Annotated in this window: 20 protein-coding genes; 8 read left to right on the plus strand and 12 right to left on the minus strand. The window is 44.0% G+C overall.

All coding sequences use genetic code 11. The features are described from left to right. Window positions 1-48: 48 nt before the first annotated feature. The 3 genes from H6G92_RS07430 (at window position 49) to H6G92_RS07435 (ending at window position 3,259) form a co-directional block, all read left to right on the plus strand. Complete coding sequence (locus H6G92_RS07430; protein WP_190892372.1) at window positions 49-447, plus strand: hypothetical protein; 399 nt, start codon at window positions 49-51, stop codon at window positions 445-447. 153 nt (window positions 448-600) lie between these two features. After that, complete coding sequence (locus tag H6G92_RS40210) at window positions 601-726, plus strand: hypothetical protein (protein ID WP_277926726.1); 126 nt, start codon at window positions 601-603, stop codon at window positions 724-726. Window positions 727-850: 124 nt separating this feature from the next. Beyond that, window positions 851-3,259: a tetratricopeptide repeat protein gene (locus H6G92_RS07435; RefSeq protein WP_190892373.1), complete on the plus strand. Its 2,409-nt coding sequence runs from the start codon at window positions 851-853 to the stop codon at window positions 3,257-3,259. Here H6G92_RS07435 and H6G92_RS07440 read toward each other — a convergent pair. From H6G92_RS07440 to H6G92_RS07450, 3 genes are all read right to left on the minus strand, one after another. Then, window positions 3,226-3,840, minus strand: a complete 615-nt coding sequence (locus H6G92_RS07440; RefSeq protein WP_190892375.1) for a HEAT repeat domain-containing protein — start codon at window positions 3,838-3,840, stop codon at window positions 3,226-3,228. The genes H6G92_RS07435 and H6G92_RS07440 overlap by 34 nt on opposite strands. A gap of 62 nt (window positions 3,841-3,902) precedes the next feature. Next, complete coding sequence (locus H6G92_RS07445; RefSeq protein ID WP_190892377.1) at window positions 3,903-5,891, minus strand: eCIS core domain-containing protein; 1,989 nt, start codon at window positions 5,889-5,891, stop codon at window positions 3,903-3,905. 413 nt (window positions 5,892-6,304) lie between these two features. After that, the gene (locus H6G92_RS07450; protein WP_190892388.1) at window positions 6,305-8,158 is read right to left on the minus strand and encodes a hypothetical protein; all 1,854 of its coding nucleotides are present in this window, start codon (window positions 8,156-8,158) and stop codon (window positions 6,305-6,307) included. 89 nt (window positions 8,159-8,247) lie between these two features. On the opposite strand from H6G92_RS07450, the gene H6G92_RS07455 reads away from it, so the two are divergent. The 3 genes from H6G92_RS07455 to H6G92_RS07465 all read left to right on the plus strand — a co-directional run bounded on the left by H6G92_RS07455 (window position 8,248) and on the right by H6G92_RS07465 (window position 10,329). Beyond that, window positions 8,248-8,466 carry a hypothetical protein gene (locus tag H6G92_RS07455; protein ID WP_190892390.1) on the plus strand — a complete coding sequence of 73 codons (219 nt, stop codon included), beginning with the start codon at window positions 8,248-8,250 and terminating at the stop codon, window positions 8,464-8,466. A gap of 517 nt (window positions 8,467-8,983) precedes the next feature. Beyond that, complete coding sequence (locus H6G92_RS07460) at window positions 8,984-9,640, plus strand: DUF2301 domain-containing membrane protein (protein WP_190892392.1); 657 nt, start codon at window positions 8,984-8,986, stop codon at window positions 9,638-9,640. After that, window positions 9,640-10,329: an ElyC/SanA/YdcF family protein gene (locus H6G92_RS07465; RefSeq protein ID WP_190892394.1), complete on the plus strand. Its 690-nt coding sequence runs from the start codon at window positions 9,640-9,642 to the stop codon at window positions 10,327-10,329. The genes H6G92_RS07460 and H6G92_RS07465 overlap by 1 nt, the downstream gene beginning before the upstream one ends. Before the next feature lie 156 nt (window positions 10,330-10,485). Here H6G92_RS07465 and H6G92_RS07470 read toward each other — a convergent pair whose 3' ends face one another. Then, window positions 10,486-11,565, minus strand: coding sequence for an alpha/beta hydrolase (locus H6G92_RS07470; protein ID WP_313889945.1), 1,080 nt, complete (start codon window positions 11,563-11,565; stop codon window positions 10,486-10,488). 261 nt (window positions 11,566-11,826) lie between these two features. Between H6G92_RS07470 and dprA the strand changes: the two genes are divergently transcribed. Continuing rightward, window positions 11,827-12,942: a DNA-processing protein DprA gene (dprA, locus tag H6G92_RS07475; RefSeq protein WP_190892398.1), complete on the plus strand. Its 1,116-nt coding sequence runs from the start codon at window positions 11,827-11,829 to the stop codon at window positions 12,940-12,942. A gap of 71 nt (window positions 12,943-13,013) precedes the next feature. Here dprA and H6G92_RS07480 read toward each other — a convergent pair whose 3' ends face one another. From H6G92_RS07480 to H6G92_RS07495, 4 genes are all read right to left on the minus strand, one after another. Next, a complete protein-coding gene (locus tag H6G92_RS07480; RefSeq protein WP_190892400.1) occupies window positions 13,014-13,547 on the minus strand; it encodes a hypothetical protein in 534 nt (177 codons plus the stop codon). A 124-nt stretch (window positions 13,548-13,671) separates the two neighbouring features. Continuing rightward, a complete protein-coding gene (locus H6G92_RS07485) occupies window positions 13,672-14,181 on the minus strand; it encodes a MarR family winged helix-turn-helix transcriptional regulator (RefSeq protein WP_190892402.1) in 510 nt (169 codons plus the stop codon). Window positions 14,182-14,266: 85 nt separating this feature from the next. Next, on the minus strand, window positions 14,267-15,841 hold the full coding sequence (locus H6G92_RS07490) for a serine hydrolase (protein WP_190892404.1): 1,575 nt from the start codon (window positions 15,839-15,841) through the stop codon (window positions 14,267-14,269). Window positions 15,842-16,011: 170 nt separating this feature from the next. Beyond that, window positions 16,012-16,752, minus strand: coding sequence for an RNA methyltransferase (locus H6G92_RS07495; RefSeq protein WP_190892406.1), 741 nt, complete (start codon window positions 16,750-16,752; stop codon window positions 16,012-16,014). Between the two features lie 163 nt (window positions 16,753-16,915). On the opposite strand from H6G92_RS07495, the gene H6G92_RS07500 reads away from it, so the two are divergent. Beyond that, window positions 16,916-19,468, plus strand: a complete 2,553-nt coding sequence (locus tag H6G92_RS07500; protein WP_190892408.1) for a penicillin acylase family protein — start codon at window positions 16,916-16,918, stop codon at window positions 19,466-19,468. A 21-nt stretch (window positions 19,469-19,489) separates the two neighbouring features. On the opposite strand, the gene H6G92_RS07505 is transcribed toward H6G92_RS07500, so the two are convergent. The 4 genes from H6G92_RS07505 to H6G92_RS07520 form a co-directional block, all read right to left on the minus strand. After that, a complete protein-coding gene (locus H6G92_RS07505; protein WP_190892410.1) occupies window positions 19,490-20,197 on the minus strand; it encodes a class I SAM-dependent methyltransferase in 708 nt (235 codons plus the stop codon). A gap of 82 nt (window positions 20,198-20,279) precedes the next feature. Then, the gene (locus H6G92_RS07510; RefSeq protein ID WP_190892412.1) at window positions 20,280-20,882 is read right to left on the minus strand and encodes a hypothetical protein; all 603 of its coding nucleotides are present in this window, start codon (window positions 20,880-20,882) and stop codon (window positions 20,280-20,282) included. Window positions 20,883-21,701: 819 nt separating this feature from the next. After that, a complete protein-coding gene (gene secA, locus H6G92_RS07515; protein WP_190892414.1) occupies window positions 21,702-24,494 on the minus strand; it encodes a preprotein translocase subunit SecA in 2,793 nt (930 codons plus the stop codon). 313 nt (window positions 24,495-24,807) lie between these two features. Continuing rightward, window positions 24,808-25,380: a cytochrome C gene (locus tag H6G92_RS07520; protein WP_199344731.1), complete on the minus strand. Its 573-nt coding sequence runs from the start codon at window positions 25,378-25,380 to the stop codon at window positions 24,808-24,810. Between the last annotated feature and the right edge of the window lie 69 nt (window positions 25,381-25,449).

The following is a 25,449-nucleotide window of genomic DNA, read 5'->3' on the forward strand; positions in this document are numbered from 1 at the left end:
AGTGAAGTCCCGGTTCTATTGTTACAATTATGTAAAATTAATCCAAAAATGACAAAGCTACAAATTGGCTCTCCATCAGAAACAATAATAGACGCTCACAAATATTGGAACGCCACTGGTATTTATCTAGAAATAGGAGCAAGTTATAAGTTTGAAGTACAAGGAGAACAGTTTTGGTATGATGCCAAGATTAGAAGTGATGCAGATGGGTATACAAAACCGTGGCTACGTTGGGCTGAGATGTTCCGCAGAAAGCCAAACGAAAACTGGTTTTCCCTAATTGGGAATATTGGTCAGTCTGGTGAACAAGAATTCTTAATTGGGAAGAAATTGGAGGAACATAAAGCTACTTCAAGTGGGGAGTTGTTTTGTTATGCCAATGATGTTCCAATTATGTATTTTAACAATCGTGGAACTTTAATTTTGACTATTACAAGATTGAGCTAATTGACAAACGTATTAAAGAACTGGTGATGCTAAATTAATTTTTTGGGTCGGTAAAGTAGCTTTTGCAAGAGGTCTACTGTGCGTAAGCGTACCCCTGCGGGGAAGCAAGCTACGCGTAGCGTCTCGTAGAGAAGCTCATCGTAGACATCGCTCATGCAACAAAAGTATGATCATCGCTCATACTGGCTTTTTCGTGGCACTTGGCAACTAAAACGAGACTTTAATACTTACCGTTGGAATAAACAGCAATCCTTTCAAGAACTTGCTGCTAAATTTTGAATAAAGTTTGTAAAAGTCGGGAAAAAAGTCGGATTTACAGAATCTTATCCGAAAACTCCCGCAACATAACTGTAGAGTGATTTATGGTTGTCCCTAAAATCTGAATTCCCCTTGTCGTTACACAATGGACGCTGAAGCAGCATTAGCATGGTTAGATGCCACAATTCCCCCGCAGACTGGGGAACGGTTGAGCGATTTGCAAAAAGTGATTCTTGTGCAAGTTTGGTTGGGTAGAAAATACTTAGATATCGCTCATTCTTACGGTTGTACGGAAGGACACGCCAAGGATGCTGGTTCTCAGTTATGGAAGCTGCTTTCTAAAGTATTGCGGGAAAAAATTACCAAAAGTAATTGTCGCGCTACTTTAGAGCGAGTTCTGAGAAAAACTACTGCTATATCATCCAGTCTGATTGATTACTCGCGATCGCCCCAAAATCCCATCCCAAAATTAGAGGATACCAATTTTATTGGACGAACAGCAGCGATCGCTCACCTGAATACTTTGGTAAATCAGGGATCGAAAGTGATTGTTATCCAAGGTGAGGGAGGTTTAGGTAAAACTACTCTAGCGCAGCAATATCTCCAAACTCAGGGGTTTGACTTGGTTTTGGAACTGCTGATGGCGAAGGAAACGCAGAATATCACCCCCGCCGAACGAGTAGTAGAGGAATGGCTCAAACAAGATTTTGATCAAGAACCTGGGGTAGAATTTGGGGTGACATTGGGACGACTCAAGCGCCAACTCCACAATCGACGAATTGGGGTGTTAATTGATAATCTCGAACCTGCATTAGATCAACAAGGTGGATTGATTGCTTCTCACCGCAACTATGTAGAACTATTGCGGGTTTTGGCTGATGCAAGGGTGCAATCTGTCACCTTGATTACCAGTCGCGATCGCCTTTGTGAACCTGGGCTAAATGTAAATCACTATCGGCTTCCTGGCTTGGATCAAAGCGCATGGCAACAATTTTTTAGCAACCGTGGGTTAGCTATTAACTCGCCAACCTTGCAAATCATGCATCGCACTTATGGCGGTAATGCGAAAGCAATGGGAATTCTCTGCGGTTCGATTCAGGAGGATTTCGACGGTGACATGGTTCTTTATTGGCAAGAAAATCATGCTGATCCTTTAGCAGCAACCGATTTAAAAAATTTGGCGGTTAGTCAAATCAATCGTCTGCAAGTCCTCGACCCCCAAGCATATCGCCTGCTTTGCCGTTTGGGATGTTATCGTTACCAAGATATACCCAGCATCTCATCACAAGGTTTATTTTGTTTACTTTGGGATGTCCCACCTGAACAACATCGTCAAATCATCGCCTCCTTGAGAAATCGGTCTTTGGTGGAGTGTGATAAAGGTGAATACTGGCTGCATCCGGTGATTCGGAAAGAAGCGATCGCGCGTTTACGTCCCAGCGATGAATGGGAAATTACCAACCACAAAGCCGCAGAATTTTGGACAACTAGTGTTCAACAAATTGAAACCTTTAAAGATGCTTTGCAAGCTCTGGAAGCATATTATCACTATATAGAAATTAATGAGTTTGAGTTAGCAGGTAAGGTAGTTTTAAAAAGCAGAAATAATCAATGGCAGCAGTTTTTGCCTCTTGGTAGTACTTTGTATCGTATGGGTTTAATTCAACCGATACTTACGGCAATTAATCAAGTTGTTAATAATCTAGAAAACGACCAGAAATTCAGCGAACTTTATAATATATTAGGTGATTTATATTGGATAATAGGTAAAATTAGTCAAGCGATCGCCTGTCAAGAAAAGACTATTAATCTGGCAACACAAGCACTCAAATTGCTTGTACCTCAACCAGGAAATAAACATCCGGTTTACTATCTGAGGATGCTAAAAGTAGATTCTTTATTAAGTATTGGTCTTTATAAAATAGATTTGTGGGAACTAGAGGCAGCCACGAATTTATTTCAACAAGTAATTTACCTAGCCCAAAATACTGAGCATCATCGCTGGGCAGAGAAAGCATCAGTTTGTTTGGCTTTGGTGTATTCTTATTTAGGTTTGCGTGATGCCTCCTTTGCATTAGCAGATGTAGCTTATCAGAATATTACAAACGCAAAACTGGTAGAACAGACTGGGCGATTTGTCTACTTCATGCAAATTTTGGGTCAAACCTACGTCAATTTAGGAGATTTTTCCCAGGCCAATCAAATATTTCACCAAGCTTTGACCTTTGCTGAAGAAAGTCACTATATGCAGGTAAAAGCAAAAACACTCAATGGTTTAGCAGAAATTAATCGGCAACAAGCAGATGTTGAATTAGCCCTAGTTCATCATAGAGAAGCCATCGAACTTTTGGATAAAATAGGTGCTAAGTGTGATTTAGCTGAAGCTTATTTTCAATTGGGTTTAACCTATCAGAAGATGGTAAAGCCTGATGAAAGTCAAATGAATTTTAATCAGGCAATTCAGTTATTTACTGAAATCAAAGCTCCGAAGCAAGTTGAAAAAATTTTAAACTGTGCGGCTCAAAGCTGTGTTAACCATTCCTGCCATTGTTGAGCTGCTTTATCTCGTTCTGACTCTGGCCCGGCGGGATCATAACTTCCCAAATTCTGCCACAACTGATTCCAGTCCTGCCCTTGGGGTAGTTTACTTACCACAGCCTTAACAATCAAAAAAGCTCGTTCACGAGTGAGGTCATTGGGTGCTTGCAAAAGAGGAATTACAAAAGGCAAAACTTCTTTTCCCCCTCGCATTAGAGGATACATCGAGGCTGTGTAAGGATTGTGCAGGATGTCAGGGTAATCATCAAGGGTGGCAACCAAAGCAGGCAATGAGCGTTTATCTCCTAATTGGTGTAAAGCAGTGGCAGCACGGGCACGCACTTCTGGATTAGGATCATGGGTGGCTTGGAACAAAGCATCGGCACTGGCAGGATCAGCAATTTCGCTCAGTCCTTCAGCTGCAAGACGACGGGTACGGGGGTTGGAATGAGTCAAGGCTTCCAACAAAATGGGGGTAGCTTGTTTGCCTAAACGGATCAATTCACCCAGAGCCAAACCGCTAATGTCTTGATCTGTGGAGTAGAGGCGTGCTTTGATCTGCTCCATAGTTGTGGCGGTAGCGTCTTGATTATTCATATACAAATTTCCTCCAATGACGAGTATCAAAACTGTCACGAATATTCCTGCCGTTCTCCAGATCACGGTGTCGCTCCTCCCGCTGCTGGTGCTGCTGCTGGCACATGCTCAAAGCTCAAAACGACCCGGCGATTGCCCCGACGATTCGCTTCTGTATCTTGGTTAGTAGTGGCATCAGGTGTAAAGTCTTGGGTTGATCCAGAGCCAATAGTGACAGCACTAATTTGAGCTTCAGCTACACCCTTAGCACGCAGGGCTGCTCCTACTGCCTGCGCTCTGCGTAATGATAGCTCCAAGTTGTGCCGAGAAGCACCACCGCGCCTGTCAGCGAAGCCTTCGGGAGTTACTTTTACATCAGGGAAGCGCCGCAGGTAATCTAAGAATGTATCAATCTTGCCTGTTTCGCTGGAACTCAGTTGGTCGCTGTCGAAATCAAAGTAAAAAATAACTGGTTCGTGTACGTAAAAATCTCGATGCTTATCCAAAGCCGCATCAAAAGTGGCGGATTGCCCATCCTGTACTGATGCATGTTCATTCTGAACCACGCCAGACCGGATCTGAAGTCCCCATTTGAGAGCACCGTAAGTTGTCATCGTGTCTTCGCCCTTCGCCACTGTCTCAAAATCGAAGTTGATATCGGGGTTGGCTGGGTTGATTGACGAGTACCCTGGTGCATCGGTTAGCTCTGCATCTTTAATATCAGTCGGGTCATCGGAGCGTTTGTAACCAATAGTGGCTCCACCTGCACCACTGGAAGAAGGTCGGGAAAGTCCAGGAGTTGCGGGATTAGGTTGAGCCGGGTCGTTGCCAAAGGGGTATTGAGCAGGTAAAGCACTTCCTGCTGGAGCATTGGTTCCGGCACCACCGTGGGCAGGTGCATCATTGTGCAGTGCGTCAGTGAAATATCCACCCTCAACTCCCGTGGCAGCATCAGCAGTGGTACGGAGGCTAGCACCACGAGCAGCAGGCAAAGACTGAGGTTCCACATTACTAGTACCCGCAGCATTTGTCAGTCGCACAATCTGAATTAGTCCAATCTGGTTGGAGTAAGGAGCGGTGACAGAAGGGTGAAATCGGATCGTGATGGGTAGGTTTGACCCACCCGTTGTAGCATTCACTTGAAATGAACCGTGAGTAACGTTGTATGTGGGGTTAATTGCCCGTTGAATTAATTTTCTCTGGGCTATACCTGTCTGCTGCACCACATGAGTCAGTTCATGGGCAGTCAATGCATCATTACCGGGTGATTTGCCTGCACCAAAGAAAATGTTTTGCTGGTGCGTAAATGCCTGGGCATTCAAATCTTGATTCATCTGCACCGCTTGAGTACCTGTATGTACCCGCACTTGACTAAAATCGGTGCCAAAGCGGGGTTCCATAAAGGAGCGCACTGCATCTGGTAAAGGGCTTCCTGCTCCTTCACTGCTGTTTAGCCGACTCTCAAAATTTTCCCCAGTCTGGAAGCTGTCATTGGTAGCGAGTTGTAGCGATCGCTTGGTTTGTAATTCCTCTGGTAAAATCTCTCTTTGGATAGGTGCATTAAAAAGCTTAGTTTGGATTTCTTCCTCTTCTGGCATCGCCTCTCGTTGCACTAAGGGAGTTATCGCAGCTGCTAGAGGCTTAGTTTGCACTTGGTCTTGAGTCTGTGTATCCTGTAAACCTATTGGCTCTGGTTTAGCCATTCGCATAATCTGATCGGCAACTTTATCGGCTTCCTGCTCATAATGGTCATCTGGCGCACCAACTGTGAGTTTTGCCTGCGGACGATGCAAGGATATGCGACTAATATCATGACCAATAGGCTGTTGTTTGACGGCTTCTGCTTGCAAGAATTGCTCATCAACAGACTGCGCTTCTTGAAGGTCAGTTGATGCCTCAGTTAGTCTTTGGATTGGAGGATTATTTGTTTGTAAACCAAAGCCACGCGTTGGAGAAGCCAGTGTGGGAATAGTTGATAAGGCAAGGGACGGATTTATAAAAGTTGATATACCTGCTTTCTGGTGCTGAACTATGCGTAGACGCCCAGGAGCTTGTCGTCCATCATTGCTCATGTCACCCTTCCTTCATTTATAGCTAAACCAAGGCATTGTTGATAACACACATCATACAATTTGTCTAATTGCGATCGCTATCGACTTAAGTATAAATTATCTCGCCTAACTTTGAGGGATAGTTAACGTTTGTAACCACAGCTTAAGCTCTATTAATAACAACTTAAGCGTAACTTATAAGAACTTGAACGTTTATAACTACAGTTTCTTCTGTGGTAACTAAATAATTTTTTGAGGGACAATCTTTAGTGTGGTGACCAATTATCATCCAATACTAACAATAGTTGCTCATGAAATCGTCATTCTCTTTAAAAGCGATCTGCTCTTCTGATTTTTGCCGAAAAACTTGATTGCTCTCTATTTAAAATATCAAGAGTGATCGCAACGATGTGTTACACGGTTAGGCACTAGCGTTAGCGCTGCATAGTTAGACCCAACGAGTTCGATAGCACAGAGCGCATACCCTGTACCGTCTGACGCATCTGCTGTAGCTCCTCTATTGTCTGGTGAACGATCGGATTCGCGGCTCCCTGCCCACCGTATGCGCTGCCAGGTATCCGCCCCGCAGTGATGAAGTAGATTTGGTTTGGTGATGCTTTGTACACAAGCCCACCTGAGCGTCCAAAGTTGGCAAGCTGGAAGGTCTGATACGGGATGTAGTAGGTGACACCACCCTCACGCTGACCCGACTTCTGGTTGCGCCTGCCCTCGACTCGCTCTCGTGCTTGGGTAGCATGTCCGGCTGCCTCCTCTTCCGTTCGTCCCAATCCGATGGTGGTGTCGATTTGCACGGTGAGCACATCTACATCGCCCAGCAAACCTGCGATGATTGAGTAACCCTGTCCGCCTCTCTGACGGTCGGCAGCAGCGCCTAACTGGTCTAGTGAGTTGCGTAGTGTGTCGCGAGCCTGTAGATACTCTCTCATTTTGGCTTCAAGGATCTGTAGCGTGTTGAACATCGCCGTTTGCGCCCCGCGCAGCTGGGATACATTGACGCTGATCGCGGCCTCGCGAGTCTGGGCATTTGCCTGAGCAATCTGGGATTCAATCTGGTTGGTTTCCTCACGGTACCACTCTTGGCTGATTGCTGTGGCGATAGAATCCGGGCTAATGGTGCCCAGTGCCTGCTGTCCCAAACTAGTCAACCCTTGACCCAAGGTATTACTGGCGGCCGCCGTTGCTGCTGTACCCATACCTGCTGCACCACCGATTGCTGACAGCACCTTTAGTCCGGTTGACAGTCGGCTCTGCATTGTCGAGACCCTGGCCGAGATGGCGCTCCGCTGGGCAGCTAATTCGGGGTTCGCCTCGCGTGGGATGATGCCGGAGTTAAGGTTACTTAATGCAGAGTTCAGATCGTGTACAGCTTGCCTAGCATTACCCTGAGCAGCATTGAAATCGTTGCCTTTCTGTATCAGGGTGTCGTGATTCTGCTGTACATCTAAACGCATTGTTTCAGCGTTGCCTCTGACTCCCCCTGCCGACTCCTGAGCGCTTCTAGCACCAGTGGCCGCACCGACAATCTGCTCGGCACGGTAGGACGCTGACTGGTTAGGGTCTACGACCCCCATAGCTTCAAGGTGAATCATCTGCCCTTCAACGCGACCATAGTCTAATCGGACTTGCTGCAACTGTTGCTGAAAGGTCGAGAGTGTCCGACCCTGCTCGCCGATATTTACAAGGTAGTCCGATAGCGCCGCGATCGCTGTTTCATTGGCGGAGATTTCGTCCCCGGAGACGGTACCAGTGCGCCCGCCGTTCTGCATGTTCTGGCGGTACCCTTCGATCTCGGTCATTTTGCTTTGTGCAGCGCTTCCATCTGAGATATTGTTGACCTGCATCGCTGGCGGTGGTTGCTGCTGCATCTGCTCACGTTGGTCTTGCTCACCAAAGTCGGCGAAATCCCGCAGGTCTTCGGCCTGATCGCGCTGGATACTATACCCCTTCTGCTGCACTACATGAGTTAACTCATTATTCCCTGGTGACTTCCCTGACCCAAAGTAAATATCACTTTGAGTCTGTTCTTTTGGTAAAATCTCCCGTTGCACAGCAGAATCAGGCATCGACATGACTTGATTTGCCATCATCTCAGCTTCTTGCTCATACTGGTCTCCTGGTTCTCCAACCGTGAGTTTTGCCTGTGGACGACGCAACGGTATGCTACTAATGTCGTGACTAAGGGGCTTTTCTTTGAGCGCTAAGGATTGCTCATCCGCAGATTGCGCCTCTTGAAGGTCTGGTGCTATCTCAGTTACTGTTTGGGGCACATTAGTATTGATTTGTGAACCAAAGCCGCGGATTGGATTCGCTAGTGTCGGAGTATCTTGCGAGGCAAGGGAAGGATTCGTAAAAGTAGATGCGGCTGATTTCTTACGCCCAATTATGCGATCGCTCATCTCACTCTACCTTGGATATCACAAGGCGTATTTTTGAAGCAGATTATACACTTTGTCTAATTGCAATCGCTATCGACTTAAGTGTAAATTATTTTGTTAAGCGATCGCACATCCTCATCCACAAAGAGCTATATCTGACAACAAACCGAGGAAGCGTCTACACTTTTGTAATTATTTAGACAAATGCGATCACCTACGGTGGGCGCTTGCGCCATCGCTCATCTTCTTTATATCAACTAAACTATGGGGTTATCTGATTGCTAAAGCTTTACACACACTAAATTTAAAATTTGTCAATATCTACTGGCTACAACTAAAGTCTAATTTTAGAATCAAGTCCTCAGTTAAAATAGAGTCTATACAAACCATTTCTAATTACTAGTAGACTGTGGCGGAAGTTTATCTACCTTTAACAAGGAAATTTTGCCTCTTGTTAGTATAGTTAATTGAGATGGGAGCTGGATTTACGCCGTGTTTTACTAGTTGTGATGTCTTTCGCTCTCCAAGGAAATCCGATCAAATGATAGAGATAATTCATCAGCTACAGTGTCTTTCAAGACAACTAATACTACAAGAATGGCTTAAGAGTTTAGGGATTGTGACACTAAGTTCGTCTGATTGCCCATAATAATAAAAGTAACTCTTCAGCAATTTCTCGTTGTACTCTATTAGTAAATCATAACTATATTTTTAACTATGACTACGCAAACACTACCTCCACCAGAAGTTTATCAAGGCCAGTTTGGGGAATTTACAATTACTCCAAGCGATCGCACTGGCGTAATTATCTATCGCGCTGGGTTAATGGTAGCAGCACTAAGCTTTGCCATAGGCAGCGCTTTGGTTTTGCTCAACAATAACCAAACTGTTTCTACCGCAATTACACCTCTATATACTTGTTTTAGTCTCGCTCTTGGTGTAAGTTTATTTACCATTCATATCTACATGGCATCGCTGCACCGAATGTTGCAAATTTTTTGGGCGATCGGTAGTATAGCATCAGTGATTCTGGCAATCTCTAGTAGTGAACCTTTGGCTCTCACTGTTTACAATCAGCCTCTTACCTTATTTGGAGTTGGTTTTATCTTCGTTGCTTTGACAGGTATTTATTTTAAAGAGGCTTTTTGCTTCAATCGCCTGGAAACCAAAGTATTAACCCTAATAGTACCGCTACTGTTGTTAGGACATTTGGTGGGAATTTTACCAACTCAGGTGGAAAGTATTTTATTAGGAATTTGGGCAACGTTGTTTTTAGTCTTTGCCCTGCGAAAGACAGTGCAAGTAATTCCTGCTGATATTGGAGATAAGTCTGTCTTTACCTACTTGAAAGAACAACGTTTAGCTAAGGGTTAATGCAGACAAAAAAACGTCGGCGTCAAAAATTTCCAAAAATCAAACTAATAAAACGCCAAGAAATGTGGACACTTACGGCTCAGGGGTGGGCGATTGCAATCGCTTTGATTGCTTATTTAATTTTTTTCACTATTACTCATGTACACTCATTTCTCGCCGTGACTTCCCCTATTAAATCAGCAGAAGTATTGGTTGTTGAAGGATGGCTACCAGATTATGCCATACAAGAAGCTTTAACTGAATTTAAAAACGGTTCTTATAGTCTAGTAATTACCACCGGAGGCTCAATAGAAAAAGGAAATTATCTTAGTGAATACAAGAACTTTGCAGAAGTGTCAGCCGCTACCTTCAAAAAACTCGGTTTAGAATCAGAGAAGGTGGTAGCTGTTCCGACACCTGTGGTAATTAAGGATCGTAGTTATGCATCTGCTGCCGAATTTAATCGCTGGCTATCTGATTCAAATTTAAATCTACAATCAATTAATGTTTTTTCCTTGGACGTTCACACCCGTAGAAGTTGGTTGCTGTTCAAAAAACTCCTTACCCCTAACATCAAAGTTGGTGCAATTGCTGCCAAAACACAAGATTATGATCCAGATAAATGGTGGGATTATAGCCAAGGTGTAAGGACAATTATTGATGAAGGCATAGCTTATATTTATGCGCGGTTTTTGAATTGGAAAGCCTAAAAGTGATAATTCGTAATTCGTAATGACGCTCGCGGACTCGCTACCGCTACGCTAACGTAATTCGTAATTTTGAGTTACGAATTACGAATTATGCTAGATAAAGTAATTTCAGTGGGATCAAGTGCTTTTACTATAGGCAATTAGACAAACATCATATTACTTTTCCAGGATTTGTAATAATGCTTGTCGGTAAATGTTAAGTCCTTCTGCGTTCAGATCGTCGCCATCGCTTGTTAAATTCTCTTTAAGAGCATTATTCTCATACAATGGTGCTAGTCCTGCTGCTGCAACTGGTACTTTTTCTATTTCAGCAACTTGATTAATCAGAGCATTAATTTGTTCAACTCTAGAAAGTGGGGCTGCTACAGTTGGATCTGAGCTTGCTGCAACTGTTGAATAAAAAGCCGGAATGAGAAAAATCTCTTTATTTCCCATTGTGCGGACTAGTGCGATCGCTTCTTGTAAATTTTTGCTAAACAACTCATCACTAGTTCCATACCAAGCATCATTTCCACCTACGGCAATAATAGCTTTTTCACATTTCACCTTGGTAGGAATTAAACTTTTAAGTTGTTCCAGTAATGAAATTGTACTCAGACCATTTAAGCCAAAATTAAAAGTCCCGCTCCCAAGTGTGTTACCAAGTCCGGCGGAAATAGAATCGCCAAATAAACAACCTGAGAACTGTTTATTTTGGGCGGCGAGTGTCTGATATTGCAGGGCAATTTTCCCTAAAGGTGAAGAAGTTACATTATCTTTTGGTGGTGCATCAGCAGCACTAGAAGATGAATTTGCCATGCCAACTAGCTTAGAAATTTTTGACACATCAACAACTAGTTGATTGCTGGGATAGGCTTCTAGAAAAGTGGTTATTCCTAAACCTTCTGGTGATCTTGCTCCTATGATCATGGCAGATCGTAGAGCTTGTATACTGGCTTGATCACGACGAGCGATCGCTTGGGATGCAAAAGATAAAATTTGTTTACCCATCCCTGTATTTAGCAGCTTATCTAAAGCCACAATATCTAGAGACATTTTCACTTGCAGAGCATCTTGAAACTTCTCTTTCTCTTTAGCGCTGAGATAATCTAAGAAAGATTGCAAATCGCTAGAAGCCTTTTGCTTCTCGCCATAGTTGCGTATATCTGCCACCGGAATCGATTGCTCAAACAATCCGTATCTGACAGTAACTTTTTCGGCTGCCAAACTAGGCAATAAACCAAGACCACTATGCACCAGTAAAAATATTAAGCACCCAGATAGGCTTATTAAAAGACGATAAAAATATTTCATCACAGAAGATCAGAAGATAGATAGTCAATAGTTAATAGTCAAGAGTCAAGAGTCAAAAGTCAAGGGGAATTGGGAAAGAAGTCTTTGTAGAGACGGCGATTCATCGCGTCTCTTGCCTTAACCGCACAGCATTGTCCCATCCCCATATCAACACCCAAGCCTAATATTGGGAATACTCAATCCAGTAGGCGTGAGGATAGAACAGTGGTAGAAGAGGGTGCATATTGGCTAGCTTGGGCACAAATTTCGGGAATTGGCCCGGTATTACTGCGACGGCTGCAACAGCATTTTGGTACACTAGCAACAGCTTGGAATGCTACTAAAGTACAGTTGGCAGAGGTAGAAGGTTTTGGTTTTCAAACACTAGAAAAAGTAGTACAACAGCGATCGCGTTTGCATCCAGAACAACTATTCACCAAGCATCAGGAAGAAAACTCTCATTTCTGGACACCAGCAGATGCAGATTATCCCCGCTTACTGTTGGAAACTCCCAGTCCACCGCCGATTTTGTACTATCGCGGTGAAGTCGAACTCCAAGAAAATCTCGGACAAAAACCGATGGTTGGGATTGTCGGCACACGCCAACCCTCAGAATACGGTATTCGTTGGACTCGCCAAATTAGTACAGCTTTAGCTAAAAATGGCTTTACAGTTGTTTCTGGTATGGCAGAGGGAATTGATACAGAAAGCCACATCGCCGCCATGAAAGCAGGCGGACGGACGATCGCAGTTTTGGGAACTGGTGTAGATGTGATCTATCCCCATAAAAATCGGGATTTGTACAAGCAAATTTTGACGGCTGGTTTAGTTGTCAGTGAGTACCCCACCAAAACCCCACCCGAACGCACACATTTTCCCCGCCGCAACCGGATTATTGCAGGCTTAAGCCGCGCCATCCTGGTAATGGAAGCGCCGTTAAAATCTGGTGCCTTAATTACTGCTACATACGCAAATGAATTTGGTAGAGATGTCTATGCATTACCTGGAAGAGTGGACGATTATCCATCCCAAGGGTGTTTAAAGTTACTGAATCAGGGAGCAAGTTTTATTCTTAAGGAACTAGACGAACTGTTAACAATGCTAGGGGCAATACCACAAATTGATGGAGTCGAGGCTTCCAAACCGCCAGAACAGTTAACGCCAACTTTATCGCCAGAGTTACAAACTGTAATGGATGCATTTACAAGTGATGCTTTACCCTTCGATTTTATTGTCCAACAAAGCGGCATGGCTGCTGGCTCAGTTTCGGGTGCTTTATTACAGTTGGAACTTATGGGTTTAGTTTCGCAATTACCAGGAATGCGGTATCAAAAAAGTTAAAAATTAAAAGATAACAGTATAGTTTAGCTTTTAGAAACAAAAAGCTAGTGGCGATGGCACTTTCGATTTTTCTAGCTGCTTGATGAGGTAGATGTCTCTGGAGCTTTCACCACTCTTCTACCCCAAGGTTTAATGACTGAAATGCCGATTATGGCAAGTATACAGAGAGTTTGAATTGCACCACCAATCAAAACTCCATTCAAGTCAAACATGTACAATGGATTGCTCAATGCTTGCTCCCGTGCCACATCTGAAATACCTGTCACCGCATTAACCCACGGGCCTAGCCATATAGTTCCTACCACAATCAAAGTAACTGTGGCAATCCATTTGACAATTACCCAGTAGTGTTTGAAGAATCCCCAAACGGTAAGCCAACAGAGGAGTCCTCCTGTTAACAAAGATAGGTTTGCAGAGGGAATAACTACAAAATCATCAAGCAATTTCAAGGTTGTGTTAATTGCATACAGTTCGTCACCATTGGTAATATTGGCATTCTTTAACGCGATCGCAACCATACATAGAGCAGATCCAAACCAAATGCTACCAGAAGCGACATGAGCAGAGAGTAACCAGTTTTTCTGTTTAACGTTGAGTTTGGGCATAAAGTCTCCAGATTTGATGCACGAACAATGCAGATCAGCTAAAACTAATTAGCTACCATATAATATGGCTCCTTATTATAATAGGATAAAATTTCCTAACTTCAAAGGTATTTACCTGTTTAAACTAAAAATCTCGCATCGCTGGTACTCCTGCTTGTAGCTTAGACAAGAGTTGTATCAGTGTTTTCTGCTCAGTAAGGCTCAGATGAGCTATCAGTCCAGTAGTTCGACAAAAATGATCTGGCAGCATCTTTGTCAAATTCTGTTGCCCTTGCTCGGTCAGTTGCACAATTAAACGGCGTCTATCTTCTGGGTGTGGTTGTCGCTTCACCCATCCATCCCGTTCCAAACCGTCTAATAATCCAGTTATAGTTCCACGGGTTACACCAGAGCGTTCAGCACATTCTGAAGGTGTTAAGTGCTGACCATTTGCTCGGAATAATTGCATGAGAACTGTAAATTTACCCATAGACAGCTGATGGCGAGCTAAATGGGCATCTAATGCGGCATAAACAAGGGCTGTAGTTTTCAAAAAGGCTAAACAAGTCTCCACTGCGGAAATGTTTAACTCAGGGAACTGTCTGGCAAGCTCCTCTAACTCGTACTTTGGTGGAACTTCAGGAGAAACAAACATGAATTTGCAAGCATTAGTTGACTAGCTTACTATATGCTGCCTTAGTAAAACTTGTTCTGGCAATTTCACATTCAAAAATCCTAAATTATCTTGGGGGATAATACTGCGGATTCATAACTGGAGATTGATAACCGTTTATGGGTACTGTACTTCCCATACCGTTGGGTACAGGACTCACAACAGGAGGCTGATAAACATTCATAGGTACAGTGCCTGTTGTATTGTTTGGTAAAGCCGGACTTACACCCTGAGGCTGATAACCGTTTGCGGGTACAGTGCTTGTACTGTTGGGTGTAAGAGCATTTTGGCTAAACTCTTCGTAAGCAGCACGAGAAATTGAGCTAATCAATTTTTCAGCGCGAGGGTCATTATTGGGACGTTGTACCATGACAGCAGCTACGTAGCGTTTGCCAGTTGGAACAATAATTAAACCTGCATCTGCCAGCATAGTACCAATATCGCCCGTTTTGTGATATACTCTCGCGCCTGTTCCCAAACCAGATGGTAGCAGAGTGTTTCTCTGAGTGCGCCGCAAGATATCGAGCATTAAATCGCGTGATGGCATACTCACTAAATTTCCCTGACTCACAATAGCCATCAAATTCCCCAATTCTTTGGGAGTAGTGGTATTTGTCCCTTGCAAATCTGGGAGTTGATTACGAATTATTGTGTTTGTCAATCCCCAGTTTCGGAAACGCTGGTTTAAAGCCTCTATTCCTCCCAGCCGGGCAATCAGCATATTTGTCGCCGTGTTGTCGCTGATGGTAACCATTTTTGTGGCGACTTCCAGAGCGGCGTACTGGGTTCCGGCTGATTTGTATTGCAGATTTCCAGAACCGCCAGCAACCATATCCTGTTGCATGGTCAGCATTTCATCCAGGCGAATTTTCCCTGCGTCCACATCCTGGAAAAAGGCAATTAAAATCGGCACCTTAATTGTACTAGCCGCCGGAAAAATGGTAGAGCCATTAACATCTACATAATTACCAGTATCTAAATCTACTAAGAAAACTCCGGGTGTAAGATTTGGGTTGGTCGCCGCCAAATTTTGTACGGCATTTTTCAAAGCGCTAATTTCCTGGGATAAGTACATACTCGAAGCTGCAACTGGGGGAGTTTGGGTAGGTTGCGGCTGCAATCGCGCTATATTCGCCACATTACTATTAGATTGCGGCGCAGAAGTTGTGCTGATGCGATTAGCCGGGTCTAATACTGACAATGCTGTGCCAACAATTGCACCCATGCCAACACCCACAATCAACAACCGCACAACATACAACAAGGTTTTGGCCATTGGCTTTAACCGCGTTTTCCGCGATGAACGCCTGCCTATTTTTGGCTTTTCCATTCGCACTGTTTTCACCATCACAGCACCTGGTCGAAAGGGAGGAATTTTTCCCTTCCCAGTAGGTATTGGTTTTACTGCCGTTGGCATGACTAAGCCCGATTTTACCCTGCGTGTAGCGCCAGGGGTTGGGGGAGGACTGATGCGATTTTTTGGGCGTGCTAACGCCGCTTCTCTGCCAGTGGCACCTTGCTGCTGCTGGCTCTTAACTTTCACTTTCTTCTGCGCCACTTTTTGAACCTTTTGTGGACGCTGGCGGCCATTTAAGGGTTGACGCCGCGAGAAAGCTGTTAGTTCGTCACTTGACTCTGACACAGTTACTCCTTGTGACCCACTTGACTGTTTTCTTGCAGACTCCTAACCCAAAACTTATTTAAGCAATATTAATACTCAAATTCTACTTTGCCACTAAGTAGCATTTTTGTGTTTAGTTTAAGCCATATTAAATATTTTGGGGGATGATTGCGTACATATTAAACGAATAATTACAATTTTTCACCATCCCTCTGGTTTTTAAGGGCCCATTCTACTTGCTGCAAAATCCCTCGCAGCATGTATACTTCTCCTGTTTTCAGATGAGCGCGATTATATAGTTGGCGGAATTTTTCCATGCGACTAGCTGCCGTATGGGGATATACATAGCCAATTTTTAATAATAATGATTCTAATTGCTGGTAGTATCCTTCTACAACATCTAAGGGTGCAAGTTCAGTTTGGGTTAAGGTTTGAGTCTTAGGTTGCTGGGCACATTGTGACAATTCATAACAGCAAATTGCTACGGCGGTAGCCAAATTTAGGGCTACATAATCTGGACTCGTGGGAATGCCAACAAATCTCTGTGCATAATTTAATTCTTCATTGCTTAATCCCCGGTCTTCCCTGCCAAAAATTAGTGCTGCGGGTTCTTCTGGTTCCTCCAGCAGCCAGGGTAGTGCAGTGCGGGGGTTTTCTAAGGGCGTTTCCCAACTCCGAACACGACCAGTAGTAGCGATCGCTCGTACACATCCATGCAATGCTTCTGGTAATGTCGGCACTAATACCGCAGATTCTATAATTTCCTGAGCATGAACAGCCATCATCAAAGCTTCCGTCGATAGCGGATCGCATTGGGGGTTCACTAATACTAAATTATATAGCCCGAAATTTTTCATTACCCTGGCGATCGCGCCGATATTTATCGGACCAGCTGGTTCTACCAACACAATTCTTAATCCAGCCAAGCCCATTTTTTGCCTCCTGCGATCGCACCAGATAATATTTACAGGCTAATTCTCAGCGTTGTGGTTCTGCTGAAGAGTTTCCTTGAAATCATTTTAGCTGTGTAAGTGAATGCCTGTGTTAGGTCTGATGTAATATCAACGTTGTAACATCGCGTGATTTCACTCAACAATGCCACAGCCAGCCCAAATTAAAAGCTTTAGGAAACGTTGGTTTCCTCGGATGATCAAAAGAACTTTAATTGTGCTGTTAGTGCTGGGGCTATTGTTAGCGGGATTCGCCACTTACACTGTGCGCCAATCCTTTGCTCAAGAGAGTGGCACAATTCAACTACCTGAACTCAAAGCTAAAGTAACCGTCCAGCGCGATAAATGGGGAATTCCCCACATCTATGCTGCCAACTCTCACGATTTATTTATGGCGCAAGGTTATATCCACGCCCAAGACCGTTTTTGGCAAATGGATTTTTGGCGACACATCGGCTCTGGGCGACTCTCAGAAATGTTTGGTTCCTCTCAGGTTGATACTGACAGATATCTGCGGACAATGGGTTGGGCAAGGGTGGCGCAACAAGAAATTCAAGAAATTAATGCAGAGATGAAGGCATACCTGGAAGCTTATGCCGATGGTGTCAATGCTTATCTTGCAGAGCATCAAGGCAGCGCCCTAAGTCTAGAATACGCTGTGCTAAAATTTCTCAATCCTGGGTATAAGCCAGAGCCTTGGCAAATACTGCATTCTCTGACTTGGGGTAAGGTGATGGCTTACGATTTGGGTACAAATTTCCAGAGCGAAATTGAACGTGCCATCCTGCTTAAAACCCTTACTCCTGCTCAAGTAGAAGAACTGTATCCACCGTATCCTCAAGACTTGCCAGCGATTTTACCTGAGTTCGCAAAAAGGAAAACAGGAGAGGATGAAAATCCTGATGAGACAACATTTACCACCTTTGGTATTGAGGAAGTAATAGAGTCAATTACCAAGCCGATGATGGCTTTAGAACAACTCATCGGCCCCACGGGAATCGGCATTGGTTCCAATAACTGGGTAATATCCGGTCAGCGCACGGTTACAGGTAAGCCAATTTTGGCAAATGACCCCCACTTAGGTGTACAAATACCCTCTATATGGTACGAGGTTGGTTTGCACTGTACATCTAAGAGTGCAGAATGTCCTTACAACGTTACTGGCTTTTCCTTTGCGGGAATGATCGGGGTAGTTATCGGTCATAGCGATCGCATTGCCTGGGGTGTTACCAATGTGCTATCTGATGTAATGGATTTATACATTGAGAAACTCAATCCAAACAACCCCAATCAGTATCAGATAAATGGCAAATGGGTTGATATGAAACTCGTGCAAGAGACGATTCAAGTCGCGGGAAGTCAGCCGATTGTGCAAACAGTGCGTTATACCCGACATGGCCCGATTCTCTCTGATGTTTCGCCTAATCTGAAGCAATTCCAGCCAAGTCAGCCCTTAGAAGTACCGCAAAACTACGCTGTAGCCCTGCGCTGGACAGCCCTAGAACCTTCCAAATTAGGGTATGCCATTCCCCAAATCAATCGCGCCCAAAACTGGCAGGAATTCCGCACTGCTGCCAGTAATTATGATGTCCCCGCGCAAAACTTGGTCTACGCTGACGTTGATGGCAATATTGGCTACCAAATGCCTGGGAAATTCCCTATCCGAGCCAAGGGAAATGGACGTTATCCCGTTCCTGGTTGGACGGATGAATATGAGTGGCAAGGCTATATTGACTTTGAGCAGTTACCCAAAAGTTTCAATCCATCTCAAGGCTATATTGCTACTGCCAATAATTTAGTTATGCGTGAATATCCTTACTTGATTACCGCAGACTGGGTTTATGGCTATCGGGCACAGCGCATCGTTGAGATGATTTCACAACAAACCGAACCGATTTCCCTGGAAGATGTGCAGCAGATACAGGGTGACGATCGCAATCTCAATGCACAAACATTAGTACCGCTACTGCAATCTATCACTGTTGACACACCCCGCTTGCAAGCAGCCCAAAAACTTCTACAAGATTGGAATTTGCAGTTGGGAATGACATCGCCTGTTGCTGCCCTATTTGAAGTATTTTGGAAATACTTGCTAGCAGATACGTTTCAGGATCAGTTGCCTGAAAGGTATTTTCCGAATGGAGGCGATCGCTGGTATGCTGTGGTAGCAAATCTGGTAAAACAGCCCAATAGTTCTTGGTGGGATAATCGCAACACCCCAGAAGTTGAGAACCGCGACCAAATCCTGCGGCAATCTTTTACAAAAGCTGTGGATGAACTAGAACGTATTCAAAGCAAAGACCCGAAAAACTGGAATTGGGGCAAACTACACACTGTGACTTTTCGTAATGCCACCTTGGGTAAATCTGGGGTTGCACCGATTGAAGCTTTATTTAATCGTGGTGCTTTTGCTACGGCTGGTAACGGCGAAACAGTGAATGCTAACCGCTGGAGAGCAAATAAATCCTTTGAGGTAACTGATATTCCTTCACTGCGGATGATTGTAGATTTGGGAAATTTGGATAACTCAGTCGCTATTCACACCCCTGGACAGTCAGGCCATGCCTTCCATAACCACTACAACGACATGGTTGACTCTTGGCGCAAAATTGAATACCACCCAATGCTGTGGGAACAAAGAAATGTTACAAATAACACTACTGCGACATTGAAGTTAATTCCAAAATTGGCAGAGTAAAGGGCAATTACGAATTACGAATTACAAATTAGTCGGTCGATAACCACCAAAAACAGCAAAGCTAAAATTTTTGTACCAGCAATCAACATTTTGAAACCCAGCCGCTTCTAGCCAGCGAAGTTGAATATCAAGGGTTGCCATGCGATCGTATTCCATGCGTTTTTGTGCAGCTTTAAGATCCTCTTCTGAGATACCCTTAGTACGGACAGAATCTAACCAGTGTTGACGATAAAGTTTTTCTAAATCAGGGGTTTTGCCGAGAACTTGGTCAGCGTTGACAAATATCCCTCCAGGATTGAGAACATCATAAATCCGTTGATAAAGAAGTTCTTTATCAAAATCAGACAGATGATGAATCGATAAGGCAGAGATTATAAGATCATAGGAATCACCTAAATCAGTCTCAACGTAGTCACCGATTAACATTTTGGGAGATTTACCCATTTTGCTAAATCTCAACTTAGCTTTTTCTAACATCTCAGGGGCTAAGTCTAGCAAAGTGAACTCTGCATTAGGAAAGACGGACTGCACCATACCTGAGTAAAGTCCAGTACCAGCACCTAAATCCAGAACCTTCAGCCGTGTAGTGCGTAGGCGTAGCCCGTCGTAGACATCGCTTGATATGATTTCAACGGCTGTTTTGTAAAAGTCATCAAAACAGGGAATTAAGATCCGACGTAAGTTATCGTAATCTACTGCGGCAGAATTAAAAGCTTCTTGAATATTCATTATTTAATTTTTAATATGGGAAAACACTTCTTATCGAGTCAAACCCAAATACGAAGTGTTTCCCCTATCACACTAGAGCCTACTACTTGATAATCTCCAGAGAACCATTGCTTGACGTACTGAGACTACCATAGCTGGTCATATTTGCAATCAAATTTGTACCATCTAAGGTAACAGTGCCTGAAACCTGTGCATCACGAGAGGAACCACTAGAGCGATAAATTGATGAGTAGCCAGGCCCTTGATAGCGGCTATTGGATTTGCCACGGTAGGTATCACCTGTACCCGTCCACGTTAAATTCACTGTTGCAGTTTTGGAAGTCTCCGAATAGTAATCGTAAACTGTGAAAGTGCCATTCAAAGTAGCTGAGTTGAGCTTATTACTTGTGAAGGGAATGTTTTCAGTAAAACCGCCACCATAAAACTGCGCTCCGGTGCAGTAATTATAGCTTGAATAGTCTAAATAACCCCCTGTCTGAGAAATAGGAGCGCCAGGCCCACTTTTAGTAACACTGTCAAAACCATAAACAGATACGTAGGTATAACTACAATCATCAGATTGGTAAAAAGAGGCGTAAGCGTTCTGCCCCTTGACTTGGTATTTAGTAGCTGTAGCAGCTAGGGCTGGCACAGTGCTTAGACTGAGTAGTGTCAAAGCGGTTGCAATTGCTGTTGCAGTTTTCATCGTTTATTCTCCATTAGTATTTGTTTCTCACAACATTTGGACTTATGCACAGCAGAAATTGACATTCCATGAGTAATGGAACTCGATCGCTTGAGACTAATGAGATCACCTTCAGGCATTTATTTACTTGCACAGGTAAGTAAATAATCAAACATCAATGCCTGAAAAATGCTGCATTATTCTTCAGTATTTGTAATACTCTGTAAGCCCAAAAGATGTTTTTTTTAAACGGAATTAGTTCAATGTTAGGGATGTGCTTACTATTCAACTTCCTAGCACAAGATTAAAACCCGACTGTAGCCTTTATACAGTAAGACTTTTTCTAATTAGCAAAAGTTTTAAAGCTGTATGCCGAGACTAATTATCAAATATAACAGCCTCCTTATAACCTGATAGGTGATTTATGATATTTGTATAGTAGCATACAATTTGCTAGACAGAAGATGCGAAATACATAATTTGTAATCATCATGTAATCAGTAATTTTACAAAGAAAGGCAGAGGGCAGTTCTTGCAAAAGGCAGGAGGAAAGAAGTATTAACGGAAACTTTCCTTATCTACGAGAGGCTGCGCCAACAACAGAATTGTATTGAAACGCCCTCTTCCATGATGCAAAGCGTCGACAGCCTAAATAGGAGTTGTGCGTGGCTACCTCCTGTTTCCTGAATGTCAATCCCACCCCTCACAATAACCCTAAGCCTCTTTAATTACTCTGGATAGAGAATAAAACACTGTTTTTCCAACGATGTATCAAAACTCAAAAGCGCTAAGAAATCTTTGTCTCTTAGCGCCTTTGTGTAAGATATTTTCTCTAACTTTCTACACCATCTCAGATGAAGCTTGCACCATCGGTTGCGGCTGCGGCTGGAACATGAACAACGAGTACACAACATCTCGGCGGATGTTAACCATCATATCCAAGAAGAGTTCGTAACCCTCACTCTTGTATTCAATCAGCGGGTCTTTTTGACCATAACCACGCAATCCTACTGATTCGCGTAAGGCATCCATTTGTTGCAGGTGTTCCCGCCATAAGGTATCAATGCGTTGCAAGATAAAGAAGCGTTCAGCTTGGCGCATGAGTCCGGGTTGAACTTGGTCAATCTGTGCTTCTTTGAGATCGTAAGCAATTCGTACCTGTTCGTGGAGGAAAGCTTTAATCTCGCTGACTGTCATATCTTCTAATTGACTCGCTTGCAAATCCGTTAGCAGATAGACAAATTCTTTGACTTTCTCAACCAGCTTTTCTAACTCCCACTCTTCCGAGGGCAAGTCTACGTTGATGTAGTAGTCAACGATGTCATCCATCGTTTTTTCAGCGTATTTAATCACCTGTTCTTTCAAGTCTTGACCTTCTAACACCCGCCGACGTTCAGCGTAAATAGCACGACGTTGATTATTCATCACCTCGTCATACTCAAAAACCTGCTTACGAATGTCGTAGTAATAGGTTTCAACTTTTTTCTGTGCGCCTTCCAAACTGCGGGTAAGCATCCCAGATTCGATGGGCATATCTTCTTCCACTTGGAAGGCATTCATTAACCCAGCAACGCGATCGCCACCAAAAATCCGCAGTAGGTTATCCTCTAAACTGAGGAAGAATCTCGTTGTTCCAGGGTCGCCTTGTCTACCTGCACGTCCGCGCAACTGGTTATCAATCCGCCGTGATTCATGGCGTTCTGTACCAATTACGTGCAAACCACCGATTCCCACTACCTCATCATGTTCGCGGGTAGTAAATTGTTCATATTCCTGTTTAACGCGGTTGTAAGCTTCCCGCAATTTTAGAATCACAGGGTCGTCGATGGGAGCTTTTTCGGCAGCTACAGCTACCTTGTCTTCAGCTTCCAATTCTGGTAAACTGCGATCGCCATATTCACGCACCGCAATTTCTACTGCATCTTTGAGCAGTTTTTCTGTTTCTTTTGTCAATTGGGTAGGGAAAATTTCTGGTGAAGCCCGCCAAGTTTTGACTTTTTTACCGGGGACAAAACCTTGACCACCACCATGTCCTGTAGGCAATCCGGCTGGTCTTTGCACGCCAAAGCTATCTTCATCTTCTGGCATGACGATTCGGGGCATGAAGTATTCCCGCAGTTTCAGACGTGCCATATATTCGGAGTTACCACCCAGAATGATGTCTGTACCTCTACCAGCCATGTTAGTAGCAATAGTCACAGCACCTTTTCGTCCGGCTTGGGCGACGATTTCCGCCTCACGCTCGACGTTTTCTGGTCGGGCGTTGAGTAATTCGTGGGGAATTTCTAGTTGCTTCAGCAGTCGGCTGAGAAGTTCGGATTTTTCCACACTAGTGGTTCCTACTAATACAGGTCTGCCGAGTTCGTGCATTTCGGCACATTCCCTTGCGATCGCACCCCACTTACCCGGTTCTGTCTTAAAGACCATATCAGACAAGTCTTCGCGTCTTCTGTCACGGTTGGTGGGAATTACCGCAACTTCCAATTTGTAAATCTTTTCAAATTCCGGTTCTTCTGTTTTTGCTGTTCCGGTCATTCCACCAAGTTTCGGATACAGCAAGAACAGATTTTGATAAGTAATTGTCGCTAGAGTTTGAGTTTCTGGCTGAATTTCTACGTGTTCTTTGGCTTCAATCGCTTGGTGTAGTCCATCACTCCAACGCCGTCCGGGTAGCACCCGACCGGTAAATTCATCCACAATTACTACTTCATCATTGCGGACGATGTAATTTACATCCTTGAGGAAAAGTTCTTTAGCTTTAATTGCATTGAAAACGAAGTGCGCCCAAGGATCTTCCGGGTCAAATAAATCTGTGACTCCCAAAAGATTTTCGGCTTCCGCAAACCCTTCATCTGTCAATAGTACGTTACGAGCTTTTTCATCCACATCATAATGCTCGTCTTTTTTGAGTGTGAATGCGATTTCAGCGGCTTGCAGATACTTTTCTGTAGGTCTTTCCACCTGCCCGGAAATAATTAGCGGTGTCCGCGCTTCATCAATTAAAATCGAGTCTACCTCGTCAATCACGCAATAATTAAACGGGCGTTGCACCACATCTGCCATTGATGTCGCCATGTTATCCCGCAGGTAGTCAAACCCTACCTCGCTGTTGGTGACATAGGTGATATCGCACTCGTAATTTTTCTGGCGTTCACTAGGAGTCATGCTTGACTGGATTAGCCCCACACTCAGCCCCAAGAACCGATGCACCTGTCCCATCCATTCAGCATCCCGACGAGCCAGGTAATCGTTTACAGTGACAACGTGTACACCTTTACCAGTAAGGCCATTTAAGTAACTCGGTAAGGTTGCTACAAGTGTTTTACCCTCACCAGTTTTCATTTCGGCAATTTGCCCGACATGCAAAATGATCCCGCCAAGGAGTTGGACATCAAAGTGCCGCAAGCCTAAGACTCGCCGTCCTGCTTCCCGGACGACCGCGTAAGCTTCTGGCAATAGGTCATCCAGGGCTTCGCCTTTGGCAAGCCGTTGTTTAAATTCGACGGTTTTACCTTTTAACTCCTCATCGGAAAGAACCTTAATTTCTTCCTCTAGAAGGTTAATTTCAGTAACAGAAGGTTGATATTTTTTAAGCTTACGAGCGTTGGGGTCGCCCAACAAAAGTTTTAACATGGCAGATTATAGAACTGAATCAAGGGGGATGGGAATTAAAGGATCGGCATTGATTATAAACATTTAACCCAACCCAACCTTCTTGGTTGTGGATGGGTGTCAAATGAGAATTAACTCAAAAACAGGAGAAAAACTAGGCAATCAGTGTACTAAATGATTGGTTTTAACTCTTATCTTATATTTAGTCTTTCTTCATAGTATCATTTTGCCCCCAGATGGGGCCAGAGAAGGAGTAGAGTTAGGAATTAGGAATTAGGAGTTAGGAGTTAGGAGTTATAAATTCTTCAACTTTTAACTTATAACTCCTCACTCTTCACTTCCATTCTGGTGTCAGGCGGCGGAAATTGAAATCACTAGCGCTGGGATGACAGCTGACACAGCTACCAAGCTGGACGGGACGTGGTAACTTAACTCCTGGATGCAAAGCTTTGAAATAACGTGAGTTGTTAAGGCGATAGGGTGTTTCTTCGTCGTCTCGCTGGACACGGGAGAAAGTCGAAAGATATTTCCATACCAAGATGCGCGGTGGATCGACTAAAGGCTTTAGTTGTGCGCCGTAGTGCTGTGAGTCTTGCAGGAGATTTTTCCAAGTTTGGGTGGGTAAAACGGCTGGTGGTAAGCCGATGTGGCATGTGGAGCAGTTTTCCAAATACAGTTCTTGCCCTAATTGGTACTGTGTAGGCACTACGTCAACAGTGCCAATTTCGGCGGTGGGAGTAGCACTTTGGGCATTAGTTGCCAAGGCAAGAAGCCAACCCATAGCTAGGCTCCATGTGACAATTACCAGAAGTAAACCGAAAAATTGGCGTTTAAATTGGCGTTCGGCGCTTTGCTGTAGTGCTTGGCGATCGCCATCACGGATTTTGCGCTTAACAAAAATTGACATTCCTCACATTCCCAGATATTTAGAAGTGGCGCTTGTGCTAATCATAGGACTTACGCAGTCTTGGCAGTG

Origin of the sequence: Nostoc foliaceum FACHB-393 (genome assembly GCF_014698505.1) — a bacterium.
GTDB classification, from domain to species: Bacteria; Cyanobacteriota; Cyanobacteriia; order Cyanobacteriales; family Nostocaceae; genus Nostoc; species Nostoc foliaceum_A.

What these genes read in the sequence shown, in the direction of transcription:
- H6G92_RS40210 (WP_277926726.1), top strand. Translation starts at nt 601, where the DNA reads ATGCAACAAAAGTATGATCATCGCTCATACTGGCTTTTTCGTGGCACT.
- H6G92_RS07505 (WP_190892410.1), bottom strand. Translation starts at nt 20,197, where the DNA reads ATGAATATTCAAGAAGCTTTTAATTCTGCCGCAGTAGATTACGATAAC.
- H6G92_RS07510 (WP_190892412.1), bottom strand. Translation starts at nt 20,882, where the DNA reads ATGAAAACTGCAACAGCAATTGCAACCGCTTTGACACTACTCAGTCTA.
- H6G92_RS07440 (WP_190892375.1), bottom strand. Translation starts at nt 3,840, where the DNA reads ATGAATAATCAAGACGCTACCGCCACAACTATGGAGCAGATCAAAGCA.
- H6G92_RS07485 (WP_190892402.1), bottom strand. Translation starts at nt 14,181, where the DNA reads ATGTTTGTTTCTCCTGAAGTTCCACCAAAGTACGAGTTAGAGGAGCTT.
- secA (WP_190892414.1), bottom strand. Translation starts at nt 24,494, where the DNA reads ATGTTAAAACTTTTGTTGGGCGACCCCAACGCTCGTAAGCTTAAAAAA.
- H6G92_RS07465 (WP_190892394.1), top strand. Translation starts at nt 9,640, where the DNA reads ATGCAGACAAAAAAACGTCGGCGTCAAAAATTTCCAAAAATCAAACTA.
- H6G92_RS07520 (WP_199344731.1), bottom strand. Translation starts at nt 25,380, where the DNA reads ATGTCAATTTTTGTTAAGCGCAAAATCCGTGATGGCGATCGCCAAGCA.
- H6G92_RS07445 (WP_190892377.1), bottom strand. Translation starts at nt 5,891, where the DNA reads ATGAGCAATGATGGACGACAAGCTCCTGGGCGTCTACGCATAGTTCAG.
- H6G92_RS07435 (WP_190892373.1), top strand. Translation starts at nt 851, where the DNA reads ATGGACGCTGAAGCAGCATTAGCATGGTTAGATGCCACAATTCCCCCG.
- H6G92_RS07495 (WP_190892406.1), bottom strand. Translation starts at nt 16,752, where the DNA reads ATGGGCTTGGCTGGATTAAGAATTGTGTTGGTAGAACCAGCTGGTCCG.
- H6G92_RS07500 (WP_190892408.1), top strand. Translation starts at nt 16,916, where the DNA reads ATGCCACAGCCAGCCCAAATTAAAAGCTTTAGGAAACGTTGGTTTCCT.
- H6G92_RS07430 (WP_190892372.1), top strand. Translation starts at nt 49, where the DNA reads ATGACAAAGCTACAAATTGGCTCTCCATCAGAAACAATAATAGACGCT.
- H6G92_RS07480 (WP_190892400.1), bottom strand. Translation starts at nt 13,547, where the DNA reads ATGCCCAAACTCAACGTTAAACAGAAAAACTGGTTACTCTCTGCTCAT.
- H6G92_RS07460 (WP_190892392.1), top strand. Translation starts at nt 8,984, where the DNA reads ATGACTACGCAAACACTACCTCCACCAGAAGTTTATCAAGGCCAGTTT.
- H6G92_RS07455 (WP_190892390.1), top strand. Translation starts at nt 8,248, where the DNA reads ATGCGGCTGATTTCTTACGCCCAATTATGCGATCGCTCATCTCACTCT.